Consider the following 13,640-nt stretch of genomic DNA (forward strand, 5'->3'; position numbering starts at 1 on the left):
TTTAGTTTTCAAAGAACAATGTTGTTAATCTCAGTCCCTTTTGCTTAATCCTTCAAAAGCGACTTCCTTAATTTATCACATCTCAATTCTAGATGTCAACAACTTTTTTAATTTCATTTTTCGTTGTTTTGACTCTCTCGAAGAGGACGAGATTTAATATAACACGATAAATAAATGATTGCAATATAATTTTAAAACTTTTTTACAAGATCCTTTCTTAAAAGGATTATTCACATTCCTTTATGTAAATAAAAGAATGTGAATAACTGGGATCATTCGGTTGTACTTTTCATTTCACCTTTTAATTTCATTTTTCTCTCATCCATCACGAATAATAAAATTCCTCCAATTACTACAACCCCTCCTAAGATTTGTGTCCAGACGACATTTTCGCTTAGTAAGAAAAATGCAAGGATTGTAGCTCCAACTGGTTCAAACAAAATGGCCATTGAAATGGTCGAAGTACTGAGCCATTTTATTGACCAATTAAATAATGTATGTCCGAGCAAATTAGGAAATAGAGCGAGTAAAATAAAATAAGTCCAGTTACTTGAAGAATAAGGAAATAATGGCTCACCAGCAGCCAGGCAATAAATGAATAGCGTAATGGTACTCATAAAGTAGACGATAAATGTATAAGTAATAAGTGATACCCTTTTTCTAACATTTTGACCAAATAATAAATAGGCTGTTACCGGTATACAGGCAAGTAAAGCAATAATATCTCCATATAGCGCCGTTCCGCTGATTTGGAAATCACCCCAGCTAATAATTATACTCCCTGCAACAGCAATGATTCCGCTAAGGATTGCTTTACTGGATAATTTCTCCTTAAAGAAAAAATATGTTCCAACAAAAGCAAATAAGGGCTGCAGGGTAACAAGAACAGTGGAACTTGCAACCGAAGTGTAATTTAGTGATTCAAACCATAGGATAAAGTGAAAGGCTAGTAATATTCCAGCAATGGCCGAAAAAAGCCAGTCTTTTTTGGTTATAAGACGTAGTTCTGAAACATGCTTCGTTAAAAAAATGGGGAGCATGAATAAGACTGAAAAAAATAAGCGATAAAATGCAATTACTCCTGATAGTGCTGTACTGAGCTTGACAAAAATAGCTGAGGCTGAAACAGATAGTACACCTATAGCTAAGACGGCATAGGGATTTATTTTTGGTTCTTCCATAACATACTCCTTTATGTGTAGAATCTAAGTAAGGCTTTAAATATTTTAAATTAATCCTATATTATTTACTATCAATTTTATCAAAAGTTCTGCTAATTGATTCTTAAATTGGACGTGAATGTAGATGTCAAATACGGATATAGATATATTAATAAAGCTGGGAATATCGGCCGTTTTTGGGCTTATAATCGGTCTGGAACGCGAATTAAAAAGAAAGCCTGTGGGACTTAAAACAAGCCTGGTTATTTCCGTTGTAAGTTGTCTGTTAACAATCGTTTCGATTCAATCCGCTTATATGTTTCCGAATTCAAATGATGTGAAAATTACAATGGACCCCCTTCGACTTGCTGCCCAAATCGTTTCCGGAATTGGATTCTTAGGTGCAGGTGTGATTTTAAGACGGGGCAATGATAGTATCTCTGGTTTAACAACTGCTGCGATGATCTGGGGGGCTGCCGGAATTGGCATTGCCGTTGGAGCCGGCTTTTATTTGGAGGCCTCTGTTGGAGTAGCCTTACTCATTATAAGCGTCGAATTAATCCCTTTCTTAATGAAGCTCTTTGGACCGAAGCAATTGCGGGAAAAAGAAGTTAGTTTGCAGCTATGTATTTGTGATCGTGATCAAATCGATCAGGCTATTGCTTTTTTATTAGTGAAAAAATATACCATTCGCAGACTTCGTATTAAAGATCTGGACAATGGCGATCATCTCGTACAAATATTAGTAGCGGTTGATTACAGAGAAAAAACTACGGATGTTTATGCTTCCGTTTCTGATTTAGAAGGTGTTAAAAAAGTGGAAATTGAAAGTATTAGCTGAGGGCTGAAATTTTCTGCCCTTTTTTTAATTTTCCTCTTGCATGAAAATTAAAATCCGGATATAATTCTTCTTGTACCAATTATACGGGGGCTTAGCTCAGCTGGGAGAGCGCTTGCATGGCATGCAAGAGGTCGTCGGTTCGATCCCGATAGTCTCCATATTTAGAAAACCTTTGCCCAGCAAGGGTTTTCTTTTTTTATCTAAATTTTTTATACTAAAATTTTCCTATTTTTCAAAAAATCCCTTGCGCATTTAAAAATTTCATTACTATAATTGAAACTGTAATAAAGTTTAATTATTTTGAAAAAGGAGGGGAAATGTTAGATTACATTCAGGTATTCCGTAATTCATTCACCTTGTACTACTCCAACAATACTTCAGCTAGTGACCTTCAGCATTGTCATTTTTTCGTCCTCATGTTTTGAACCAAGGTTTATTTGAGAGAGGGGGAGCTTCATTGGAGGCTAAAAAAATCAATGATATTTCTGAAAGCGAATACAGTTCAATTGTACAATCTTCTTCGTTTCAAACATTACTCTCCGAAAAGAAAAAATTTATCATTCCTATCACGATATTCTTCTTTTGTTTTTACTTTGCTTTACCAATCTTAACTTCCTATTCAACCATCTTAAATCACAAATTTATCGGAAGTATTTCATGGGCTTGGGTGTTTGCCTTTCTGCAATTTGTGATGACCTGGGGACTTTGCATGCTTTATTCAAAAAAAGCGGCCAAATTTGATGAGCTGGCTGATAAAGTCGTCAAGGAACGGGGGAATAGCTGATGAATACTCCTGCTTTTATTATGTTCCTTGCGATTGTTTTAGTCACATTAGTTATAACCTATTACGCATCAAAACGAACCAAAAATGCGAGTGAATTCTACACAGCCGGCGGAGGGCTGACAGGCTGGCAAAATGGACTGGCTATTGCTGGGGACTATATGTCTGCCGCATCCTTTCTTGGAATTGCAGGAGCGGTTGCATTGACGGGCTTTGACGGATTCTTTTATAGTATCGGGTTTCTTGTTGCCTACCTGGTCGTTCTATATTTAGTAGCAGAACCTCTTCGGAACCTTGGTAAGTATACGTTTGCCGATATGATTGCCGCCCGATTTAATGCTAAGAAAATACGGGGTTTTGCAGCGATGAACACGATGGCTATCTCTATTTTTTATATGATCGCTCAGCTTGTTGGGGCGGGAGCACTTATTAAATTATTATTAGGATTGGAATATACAACATCGGTTTTAATTGTGGGCGTGTTAATGACAGTCTACGTCATTTTCGGCGGAATGCATGCCACGAGCTGGGTGCAAATCATAAAAGCGATTCTTCTTATGGGAGGCACCTTCATTATTTCTCTTATTGTTTTGGCCAAGTTTAACTGGAGTATCACTGATATGTTTGCGCAAATGAAAACTGCTACACCGCTTAAGGAATCTTTCTTAAATCCCGGTGTTAAATACAAAATCGGTCTTGATACGATTTCATTAAACATGGGACTGGTCCTTGGGACAGCAGGGCTCCCTCATATTCTCGTTCGTTTCTTTACGGTAAAGGATGCCAAAACGGCCCGTTCTTCTGTTGTTTATGCTACATGGATCATTGGCATCTTTTACGTCATGACCATTTTCCTTGGCTTCGGTGCTGCCGCGTTTGTCGGCAATAGTGAAATTATTGCGGCCAATCCGGCCGGAAATATGGCGGCCCCGCTTTTAGCTAAAGCTATTGGAGGTAATATGCTGTTTGCCTTTATCTCAGCTGTGGCATTTGCTACTATTCTTGCCGTAGTGGCAGGTCTTGTTTTAACAGCTGCCTCTGCCTTTGCCCATGATTTCTATAACGAAATTCTCCGAAAAGGAAAGGCAACAGAAAAGCAGCAGGTTAGCATGGCCCGCTTGGCCGCAATTGGTGTTTCAGTTGTTTCTATAATTTTAGCTTTAGGTGCACAAACACTTAACGTAGCCTTCCTTGTTTCCCTAGCCTTTGCAGTTGCGGCAAGTGCCAACCTGCCAGTCATTATTTACACCATCTATTGGAAACGATTTAACACGACTGGTGCTGTATGGGCGATGGTTGTTGGACTCATTTCCGCTATCGGTCTTGTTCTTATAAGTCCGAATGTTTTCAGTCCGGAGGTTGGAAAAGCCATTTTTGTAGGGGAACCATTATTCCCATATACAACACCTGGGATTATCTCGATTCCACTTGGATTTTTAGCAGGCTATCTTGGAACCATCTTCTCCAGCCAAAAGGCTGATGTGAAAAAATATGAAGAAGTACTCGTAAAATCAAACACTGGAATTGGAATCGGCAGTTAAATAAACAAACGGGACTGAAGTAATTTCAGTCCCGTTTGTTTATTATCTTTTCTTTTGTTTATTTGCTCCACCTGCATTTGTGATCTTTTTTCCGAACCTGGCAGATATTGTAGAGCTATTTGCTTTTCCTTTTGAGCCCTGACGCTTGGTATTCGAATTCATTTTCGCCTTGCGTGAATCTGCAGTCTTATTCTGGTTTGCATTACCCTTAGTATCCTTCCTTTTTTGAACATCGGAACGATTTGGCTTCGCTTCTTTTTCCTTACTTGAATTCCCAAGGTTTTGTTTTTGAATGGTGATATTCAGTTCTTTTTCAATCAAATCCAAAGTGGGGCGGTCGGCTGATGAGTATAAAGTAATCGCTAATCCCTTCATTCCAGCTCGGCCTGTTCTCCCTATACGATGAATATAGCTTTCACTGTCCTGTGGGATATCATAATTAAAGACATGGGTTACACCTTCGACATCAAGTCCTCTTGCAGCTACATCTGTTGCAATTAACAGTTGGACCTCAGCCTCCCGAAACCGCTTCATTACCTGCTCCCGTTTTGCTTGAGACAAATCACCGTGCAATTCATCACACGGAAAACCATGGCTCTTTAACACTTCATAAAGTTTACTTACTCTTCGTTTTGTCCGGCAAAAAATAACTGCTAAAAACGGCCGGTGCGTTTCAATTAATTGAATAAGTGTTGCCTGCTTGGCCCGGTCAATGGTATGGATGGCTATTTGCTTAACATTATCAGCGGGTCCTTGTGTTTTTTCCACCTGGATATATTCAGGTGCCCTCATATGCTTATGTGCAAGTTTTCTTACTTCAGAGGGGATTGTTGCTGAGAACAGCATCGTCTGACGGCTCTTGGGAGTTTCCTTAATAATGTCCTCTACTTCATTCAAAAATCCAATATGCAGCATTTGATCGGCTTCATCTAATACCAGAAAAGAAGTTTGTGATAAATCTACGGTTCCTCTTCGGATATGATCTAACAGCCTTCCTGGTGTCCCAACCACAATCTGCATACCCTTCTTCAATTTTTTCAATTGCTTGTCAACGTCCTGACCGCCATATATGGCTAACACATCAATACCCTCAATACCTGCGATTAGCTTTTCTATTTCGTCAGTAATTTGCAAGGCCAATTCCCGGGTAGGAGTGACGATCAAGGCTTGAACATATGCTGTACCGCTTTTTATCTTTTCTAATATTGGCAGGATAAAAGCAAACGTCTTTCCGGTACCTGTTTGTGCTTGAGCGATAATATCCTTACCACCTATGATAATGGGAATGGCTTGCTTTTGAACTGGCGTCGGAATAGCCACTCCGTAGGAATGTAATTTATTAGCTAATGTTGGCGATACACCTATTGATAAAAAATCGGACAAATAATACCCCTGCTTTCTATATGAACATATCTACTAATATTGATTGTTTATTATGGCAAATGCAAATATCTTTTAAACTTTTATGAAGAAACTGATTGTCATTCCATTATAAAGAAGGTATAATTCATTAAAACCTATTTAATCCATCGGAATAATAAACTTTTCTCAAAAAAGGGGTGTTCGTATGAATCAACATAGCTTTTTAATCCTTCATGGTTTAGGAGGGAGCGGACCTGATCATTGGCAGAGCTGGTTAACGCAAGAATTAACGCAAAGAAACGTTCACGTTTGCTATCCAACCTTTTCAAACTTTGATTCACCCAATTTACAGATTTGGCTGGATGAATTAAATACCGCATTAAAAACGATTCCAAAAGATCATAAGCTTACCGTTATTACCCACAGTCTAGGATGCATCCTATGGCTCCATTACACAGCAAATCAAAACAAACGGATTGCAGACCAAGTTATCCTTGTGGCACCGCCTTCACCAGCCATCACACTTCCAGAAGCAGCATCCTTTTATCCAGTTCCTCTAAATAAAACGCATTTATCGGCAGCGTCGGAAGAAACTTTATTTGTCCATTCCTCCAATGATCCTTATTGCAGTATGGAGGATGCAAAAAATTATTTAAACCTAGCTCTTCCTTCCATTACGATACCTAATGCAGGTCACATAAATACAAATTCGGGGCATGGAAAATGGCCATGGATGTTAGAGCAATGTCTTGCGACAGAAAAAATCTTGTTAAATGTTTGAAATCCGCAGGATTTAATTGAACAACTTTGGAAAGCCTTTCGGTGTCAGGCACTGCTTTGGACCTTGCCCAAAAATAGCAAAAAGGAGAACGAATTGCTGTTCTCCTTTTAACATTTTGTGCTCATTTCTTTTAGTTTCTTTTTATCAATTTTTCCAACATGGGTTTTTGGGAGTTCCTGCAGAAAAATAAACCGCTTCGGAATTTTATATCGCCCTAATTTCGCCTCACAATAGGTTTTCAATTCTTCATCTGCTACCGGTTTTGAGTGCTTTAAAACAATAAAAGCAGCTACAATCTCTCCCCACTTTTCATCGGGCAAACCAGTCACGGCCACTTCGTCAATTGCGGGATGCTCGGAAAGCCACTGCTCGATTTCGAGAGGGTATACATTCTCCCCTCCGGTGATAATCATATCTTTTTTTCTTCCAACGATGTAATAGAAGCCCTGTTCGTCCTTGGTGGCTAAATCACCTGTGTAAACCCACCCATCCTTCAAAGTTTCCTGGGTGGCTTGAGTATTATTCCAATAATGAGAAAAAGAATGTTTCCCCTTTAATAAAAGTTCTCCGACTTCATTAATCCCTGCCTTTTGTCCATCCAGTTTTACAAGGGTAATCGCATTAAATAGCATCGGTTTGCCCACCGACCCGCGTTTTATCAGGGCATCCTCCGGGGTTATATAAAAATTATTAGGTCCTGCTTCTGTGAGCCCGTACCCTTCCTTAAAAGCATATCCCTTTCTCTTGAAAGCCTCGTAAATTTGTAATGGACATGGCGCTGCACCGGAAAGAAAGATTTTCATCGAAGGGAAGCTGCTGTTTTGAAATTCCTGTGATTGAATCAATAAATGGTACATGGTTGGCACTAAGAGAATAATCGTGCAACGATATCGATTTAGGGATTCCACTGCTTTTTGTGCAGTAAATTGATCCCCTATTACCACGGTCCCTCCGGCCATAAGTATCGGAATACATAGCGCATTTAAGCCTCCGGTATGGAACATTGGTAAATAGTTTATCGTAACCTCGTTATCTGAAATCCCCCAGCTTAAAATGGTGTTGATGGCATTCCATAGAATGGATTGATGACTTAAAACAACACCTTTTGGGTTACCGGTAGTCCCTCCCGTATAAATCATCGCAAGTGGGTCGGTTTCAACAATATCATCTATTAAGGAATTCTCGTTTGAAATTTCCTCAAATAGCAGCTCATCAATAAAAAATGAATCTATGCCAAAGGACATTAATTGCTTAAAAACACCCTGGAATTGCGGGTGGTATCCTATTAATTTGGGTGTACAATCCTCTAATATTTCCTTTATTTCTTGCAAGGATAACCGCCAGTTTAACGGTACAAAAATGGCACCAATTTTCCCGCAGGCAAATAATAAATCAAAATAACTAATATGGTTTGGCGATATTAAGGCAATCCGATCGCCCTTTTTTACGCCACGTGCTAGGAGCCATTCAGCCGTAAATTCCGCACGATTATTCAATTCTTTAAAAGAGCAAGCCTTGTCTGTCTTTTCGTCTATTATTGCAGCCTTATCGGGCGATAATCTTGCCCTATTTTCAAGCCAATCTAGTTCCCACCTCACCGAATAATCGCTCCTTCACTACTAGATGGAACAATATTACAGATTATCAGTTACAGATGAGTTACAGACATTAATTTGAATGCACAGCGCTATCTATAAATGTTGAGATTACCTTCAGCAATTGTGGCAGGTCATCTATCAGCGGAGAGTGCCCACAATTTTTCAATTCAATAAATTTAGCTTTTCCTCCAAGATCTTCGAGAATTTCATCATTCATTTCCTTTGGGATGACTAAATCCCGGTCTCCGCGTAAAACAAGGACAGGAATATCAATGCGATCGACTTTCCCGTTTCCTTCCACATGACCATTAGATTGGCGGCTAATATTAAACGTGTTAAGGGCATGGTATACTTCAGCAAAATTTCGCTGAGTCCTCATATCTTGGACATATTCGTCATAATGTTTTTCGTCGGGCTGATTATGTGTGTAGATAAACGAATTCCAAATCAACTTTAAAAGAGGCGCATCATTGGTGTCATAGGCAGCTTGAATGGGAATGGTCCTTACGATATCGTTTTTCACTTCATCGAATGTCTTTAATCTTCGAACTTCTTCAGCTTCACTAGTTTTGCCGTCATATGGATATCCTCGAGTTGATACGGATTCTAATAAAATTAACTTTTTACAAATCCCTGGGTAATCAGCCGCAAACTGCATCGCAACACCGCCACCAGTAGACCAGCCAATCAGCGTAAAATCCTTTAAGCCTAATTCATCGACAAAAAGCTTCACATCATCAGCGAAATCTTTGATGGACATAATCCGACTGTGATAGCTCGAGCTTCCAAATCCTCTTAAATCCACGGCATAGACCCTATACTTTTCATCGATATTATCAATTACAAGATCCCAATGCTTTGAGGAGGTCATATTTCCGTGAATTAATAAAACCTTCACCTCACCGCCTTCTCTCTCCCGATATGCCAAAGTTTCTCCATTTGGTAATAATACTTCCTTCATTGTCACATTAACCATTTGAATCACCCTTCCCCCATTTAATAGTCGTTGCTCCCCACGCATAACCGATTCCGGCACTAACAAATACCACGATATCGCCGTTCTTTACTTTACCCTCTCTTAAGGCAAGTTCTAGGGATAAAATCTGGTCAATTTGCCCTATATGGCCGAATTCTTCCAGATATATTGACTGCTTTTTGGACAAACCTAATTCTCTTAAAACATATTCATGGGCAGACCTTTTCATGTGAAGCATTGCTAAATAAGAAATATCATCTACTTGAAATCCGCTATTTTTAACAGATTCATGAATAACCTTTAAAAAATTGCTCATCTTTTTTCCGCTAAACGCTGTTTCATTCCTTCCGGGTCGAGAACATCCAGTTTGTTCAAACGATAGGCCAATGCCTCAGCCGTTATTGGATTTTTCGTTCCTCCGGCAACTACCACTACATCCTCTGAAAAAGAACCGTCCGTAATCATTTCAGTCTCCAGCAAGACATTTTCGTTATGTCCCTTTTTTAAAAGAATCGCTCCTCCGCCAGCTCCAAGATTATACATAAATCTCGTTCTCGGATTTTCGTAATCTATAAAATCAACATTTCGGTAACCACCTGCAAGGAGCACGGTTCGAATGTCCGGATCAGAAGTCATCATATTTTTTGCTACCTTTAACGCCATAACAGTCGTGCAGCAGCGTAAGGACACATCAAAGGCCCAAGCGTTAAGGGCACCGACTTCCTGCTGCAATTTAATCCCCGCCGTCCAAAGCGGATACTCCTTATGCTCCTCGCCTATATATATAACCAGATCAATCTCCATTGGATCGATTCTCGCTTTAACAATCGCCTTCCTTGCTGGGATAATCCCCATTTCACACGTATGATCTTCGTGGCCTGGAACATGTTTTTTCCTGATTCCCATTTTTTCTTCGACAACGTGCAAAGGGATACCTGCTGATTCAGCTATATCCTTTCCAGTCATCGTTTCCTCAGGCAAATAAATGCCTGTACTAAGAATGCCAATCTGCAAATTGATCACCTCCCTATGAATCTTCCGCCATGCTTTTCATAAAAGTCATCGCTTCTTCAATCGATTCAAATAATGTCTCCCGTTCCTCTTGAACATGCGTGACCTTTATTCTCCATTGTTTTTTGCCGGTCTCCTTCTCGACCGCTGCCAATTGAAAACGAACGACGAAGGATGCAATTTGTTTCGTATCCATTGATTCCTCCTTCATCCCGCTGCTTTTTGAGCAGCTTTTTTTACGGGATGCTCCCTTTTTCGTTTCCAAGTTATGGACCTCAGCGTACCGACAATCCCTTTCGGAAAAAACATGACCACAAGGATATATAAAATGCCAAAAAAGATGATCCAACGCTCAAAAATCACATGCGTTTTTGCAAGCTCCGTTAACCAATCATGAGCAAATTCAATTAACCCTGCGCCGATAATGGCGCCTATTAACGTTCCGACACCGCCTATAATCGTCATCAATAAGGCATCTAAGGTGATATCCATCGAAAACACACTAGTATTTACAAATCGAAGGGATATGGCATATAAAATACCTGCTATTCCGGCTAAAACCCCCGAAACTACACTCGCGGCAATTTTATAATGCAAAACCTGGTAACCTAAGGATTCTGTTCTTTGTTCATTTTCCCTAATGGCCTGAAGCACCCGCCCTAATGGAGAATTAGTAAACCGTTTCAGAATCAAAAAGACAACGACCATCACAACCAAACAAAGGAGATAAAAATTGGTCCGATCAATAAACATCTCCGGTACCCGGAATGTAAAACCGTCATTACCAAACGTTAAGGAACGCCATTTTTCCGCTAAAACTAGGAATAACCCCGATAAGGATAATGTTAACATCGCGTAAAAATGACTCTTTAACCGCAGTGTCAACAAACCAACAATAAAGCTTACAATGGCAGTCAGGGCAATGGTTGTAAGCACAGCCCAAAGGAAATTCAACAAGGTTGGTTCCAGCCGTTTCATAAATAACCCCATCGAATAGGCACCAATTCCAAAGAACATCGCATGCCCAAAAGAGACAATCCCTGTAAAACCTAATAAAAGGTCATAACTCATGGCAAAAACGGAAAAAACAAAAATTTGCGTTAACAAAATCAAGAGATTTCTAGATTCATATACAAATGGCAAAAGGAGCAGAAAAGCCGCGACGACTAAAAATATCGCCGTCATTCTATTACCTTGTAGGAACCTCATACGCTTCACCCTTTCGCCCAAAATAGACCTTGCGGCCGAATGATTAACACAACAGCCATTAAGAGCATATTTACAGCTAATGATAAATCCGGGACATAATAAGCCATAAAGGAGCCAGAAAGTCCAACTAGGATTGCGGCCAGTACTGACCCCTTAAAATTGCCCATCCCGCCAATGACCACCACTATGAACGCTAAAATGGCAAATTCCATGCCCATCCCAGCATGAATGACACCTGAATATGGACCGAGCAGAACGCCGCCAAGGGCAGCCATACCAGCACCAATAATAAAAACAAACATAAATACTTTTTGGATGTTGATCCCAAGAGCCTGAACCATTTCTTTATTCATAACACCCGCTCTAACGACCAGTCCGATTTTTGTTCTTTTCAATAAGTATTGAACACCGGCAAAAATCAGCAAACCGACTAAAATAATAAAAACACGGTACTTAATAATAATGACGCCGCCCAGCTCCCAGCTGCCGCTTAAATAATCGGGAGGTGAAGCAGTCAGTTGATTAGGTCCCCAAATAACCTTCAACATTTCGGATAAAACTAACATCAGACCAAGTGTGATTAAAATCTGCTGGACATGATTTCCGTAAACCGGCTTAATAATCCATTTTTCTGTGATAATACCAAGCAGAAATCCTGTTAAAATTGCTCCAAGGATACCAATTAAAAAGCTGCCTGTTTGTGAATATATCCAGAGGCCGCTGTAGGCTCCCCAGGCAAATAACCCGCCATGCGCAAAATTTAGGACATCCATCAAACCAAAAATGAGAGTGAGACCGGATGCGAGTAAAAAGATCAGCATGCTGGTTGCCAGTCCGTTTAATGTTAAATTCATGAACAAATCCACAAACTCTTTCCTCCTTCCTTAAGCAATCCCAAGATATTTCCGTTTCATATTTTCATCTTCTTTTAATTGCTTCATTGTTCCCTGGCTGACGGTTCGGCCATCATCAATAATGTAAAAACAATCTCCAATCGTGCTCGCCATCATGAAGTTTTGTTCGACTAAAACGATAGTGGTTTGATTTTTCATTTGTAAAATAGACTCCATTACCTTTTCCACCATAATAGGAGCCAATCCCTTGCTCGGCTCATCAATTAATAACAGCTGGTTGTCATTCACATAAGCTCTGGCAATCGAAAGCATCTGTTTTTGCCCTCCGCTTAATAGACCGCCGGGTTTTTTCCAAAACTTTTTCAAGTCAGGGAACAAATTCAAGATCCAATTCATTCGCTCAGCCGTTTCCTCAGTATCCTTTTGAATGGCCACCCTTATGTTTTCTTCTACCGTTAATTCGGCAAATATCCCTTGATCTTCAGGAACATAGCCGATACCCTTTTTGGCGATTTTGTAGGTTGGTAGAGATTGAATCTCCTCTCCTTGAAAAAGAACTCTGCCCTTTGAAGCAGGGTTCAATCCCATAATTGTCCGTAATGTCGTCGTTTTACCTGCCCCATTTCTTCCAAGAAGAACGGTAACTTCTCCTTTTTTTACCTCTAGAGAAACACCTTGAAGAATGTGATATTGTCCAATATGGGTTTCGACATCGTTAAGCTTTAACAGTTGGCTCATCAAAATGCCCTCCTAAATAAGCAGACTGAACTGTTTCGTTTTTCATGATTTCTTCGGGAGTGCCATCCGCCAATAGTCTTCCGTTAAATAACACCATGACTGAATCCGATAAATCTAAAATCATATCCATTTTGTGCTCGATAAGAATAATCGTCCGGTTTCCTTCGTTCTTTATTCTTTTTATGACCTCTAAAATGGCAGGCACTTCCTCTAAAGACATACCCGCAGTCGGCTCATCCAATAAGAGAACCTCTGTTTCTAACGCGAGCAGCATGGCAATCTCAAGCTTGCGTTTTTCACCATGCGCAAGATTGGCAGCTAATGAATCTTTCTTTTCTTCTAACAGCACCAGCCGGAGCCACTCTAATGCTTTTTCTTCAAACGCACGATATTTTTTATAATGAATCAGCATTTGATAGCGGGTTCCTGCTTGTGATTGAACGGCTAATCGGACATTTTCCATCACGGTTAAATTAGGAAAAACATTCGTGATCTGAAAGGAACGCCCAATGCCTTCCCGCGTTCGTTTTGTAGATGAGAGCTTGGTGATATCTTTGCCGCGATAATAGATTTTTCCTTTTGTGGGTGTCAATTGTCCGCTTAATAGGTTGAAAAAAGTTGTTTTCCCGGCCCCATTAGGTCCGATAATCGACTTAAAATGTTTTTCAGGAACAGTTATGCTGACAGAATCCACGGCAGTATGTCCGCCAAAAGAAATCGATAAATCGTTTGTTTCAATCAATGTTGCCACTAGAATCACCACCTTGTGATAGAAATAAGGAAGAGGG

At 39.9% G+C, this 13,640-nt stretch carries 13 protein-coding genes, 1 tRNA gene and 1 pseudogene; 5 read left to right on the forward strand and 10 right to left on the reverse strand.

Features of this window, described 5'->3' with window-relative positions; genetic code table 11:
• Nucleotides 1-272 precede the first annotated feature (272 nt).
• Nucleotides 273-1,181 carry a DMT family transporter gene (locus ACIFOT_RS13380; RefSeq protein ID WP_430065216.1) on the reverse strand — a complete coding sequence of 303 codons (909 nt, stop codon included), beginning with the start codon at nucleotides 1,179-1,181 and terminating at the stop codon, nucleotides 273-275.
• Nucleotides 1,182-1,305: 124 nt separating this feature from the next.
• Between ACIFOT_RS13380 and ACIFOT_RS13385 the strand changes: the two genes are divergently transcribed.
• From ACIFOT_RS13385 to ACIFOT_RS13400, 4 genes are all read left to right on the forward strand, one after another.
• Nucleotides 1,306-2,001 (forward strand): MgtC/SapB family protein, encoded by a 696-nt coding sequence (locus tag ACIFOT_RS13385; RefSeq protein WP_430065218.1) that lies wholly within the window; start codon nucleotides 1,306-1,308, stop codon nucleotides 1,999-2,001.
• Nucleotides 2,002-2,086: 85 nt separating this feature from the next.
• Nucleotides 2,087-2,159, forward strand: a tRNA-Ala gene (locus ACIFOT_RS13390).
• Between the two features lie 299 nt (nucleotides 2,160-2,458).
• Nucleotides 2,459-2,785 carry a DUF485 domain-containing protein gene (locus ACIFOT_RS13395; protein WP_430065220.1) on the forward strand — a complete coding sequence of 109 codons (327 nt, stop codon included), beginning with the start codon at nucleotides 2,459-2,461 and terminating at the stop codon, nucleotides 2,783-2,785.
• Nucleotides 2,785-4,323 (forward strand): solute symporter family protein, encoded by a 1,539-nt coding sequence (locus ACIFOT_RS13400; RefSeq protein ID WP_430065222.1) that lies wholly within the window; start codon nucleotides 2,785-2,787, stop codon nucleotides 4,321-4,323. The genes ACIFOT_RS13395 and ACIFOT_RS13400 overlap by 1 nt, the downstream gene beginning before the upstream one ends.
• 42 nt (nucleotides 4,324-4,365) lie before the next feature.
• Here ACIFOT_RS13400 and ACIFOT_RS13405 read toward each other — a convergent pair whose 3' ends face one another.
• Nucleotides 4,366-5,706, reverse strand: coding sequence for a DEAD/DEAH box helicase (locus tag ACIFOT_RS13405; RefSeq protein WP_430065224.1), 1,341 nt, complete (start codon nucleotides 5,704-5,706; stop codon nucleotides 4,366-4,368).
• Between the two features lie 184 nt (nucleotides 5,707-5,890).
• Between ACIFOT_RS13405 and ACIFOT_RS13410 the strand changes: the two genes are divergently transcribed.
• On the forward strand, nucleotides 5,891-6,466 hold the full coding sequence (locus ACIFOT_RS13410) for an RBBP9/YdeN family alpha/beta hydrolase (protein WP_430065226.1): 576 nt from the start codon (nucleotides 5,891-5,893) through the stop codon (nucleotides 6,464-6,466).
• A 107-nt stretch (nucleotides 6,467-6,573) separates the two neighbouring features.
• On the opposite strand, the gene ACIFOT_RS13415 is transcribed toward ACIFOT_RS13410, so the two are convergent.
• The 8 genes and pseudogenes from ACIFOT_RS13415 to ACIFOT_RS13450 form a co-directional block, all read right to left on the reverse strand.
• Entirely contained in the window at nucleotides 6,574-8,064 is a 1,491-nt protein-coding gene (locus ACIFOT_RS13415) for an acyl-CoA synthetase (RefSeq protein ID WP_430065228.1), read from the reverse strand.
• A 70-nt stretch (nucleotides 8,065-8,134) separates the two neighbouring features.
• Nucleotides 8,135-9,040: an intracellular short-chain-length polyhydroxyalkanoate depolymerase gene (gene phaZ, locus ACIFOT_RS13420; RefSeq protein ID WP_430065230.1), complete on the reverse strand. Its 906-nt coding sequence runs from the start codon at nucleotides 9,038-9,040 to the stop codon at nucleotides 8,135-8,137.
• A pseudogene (locus ACIFOT_RS13425) lies at nucleotides 9,033-10,054 on the reverse strand (3-oxoacyl-ACP synthase). The gene phaZ and the pseudogene ACIFOT_RS13425 overlap by 8 nt, the downstream one beginning before the upstream one ends.
• A gap of 13 nt (nucleotides 10,055-10,067) precedes the next feature.
• On the reverse strand, nucleotides 10,068-10,247 hold the full coding sequence (locus ACIFOT_RS13430) for a hypothetical protein (RefSeq protein WP_223591690.1): 180 nt from the start codon (nucleotides 10,245-10,247) through the stop codon (nucleotides 10,068-10,070).
• Nucleotides 10,248-10,258: 11 nt separating this feature from the next.
• Entirely contained in the window at nucleotides 10,259-11,260 is a 1,002-nt protein-coding gene (locus tag ACIFOT_RS13435) for a branched-chain amino acid ABC transporter permease (protein WP_430065232.1), read from the reverse strand.
• Between the two features lie 5 nt (nucleotides 11,261-11,265).
• Nucleotides 11,266-12,126: a branched-chain amino acid ABC transporter permease gene (locus tag ACIFOT_RS13440; RefSeq protein WP_430065234.1), complete on the reverse strand. Its 861-nt coding sequence runs from the start codon at nucleotides 12,124-12,126 to the stop codon at nucleotides 11,266-11,268.
• Nucleotides 12,127-12,144: 18 nt separating this feature from the next.
• A complete protein-coding gene (locus ACIFOT_RS13445) occupies nucleotides 12,145-12,852 on the reverse strand; it encodes an ABC transporter ATP-binding protein (protein ID WP_430065236.1) in 708 nt (235 codons plus the stop codon).
• A complete protein-coding gene (locus ACIFOT_RS13450; RefSeq protein ID WP_430065238.1) occupies nucleotides 12,830-13,603 on the reverse strand; it encodes an ABC transporter ATP-binding protein in 774 nt (257 codons plus the stop codon). Before ACIFOT_RS13450 ends, ACIFOT_RS13445 begins: the two co-directional genes overlap by 23 nt.
• Nucleotides 13,604-13,640 lie beyond the last annotated feature (37 nt).

Source organism: Neobacillus sp. NRS-1170 (assembly GCF_050468025.1).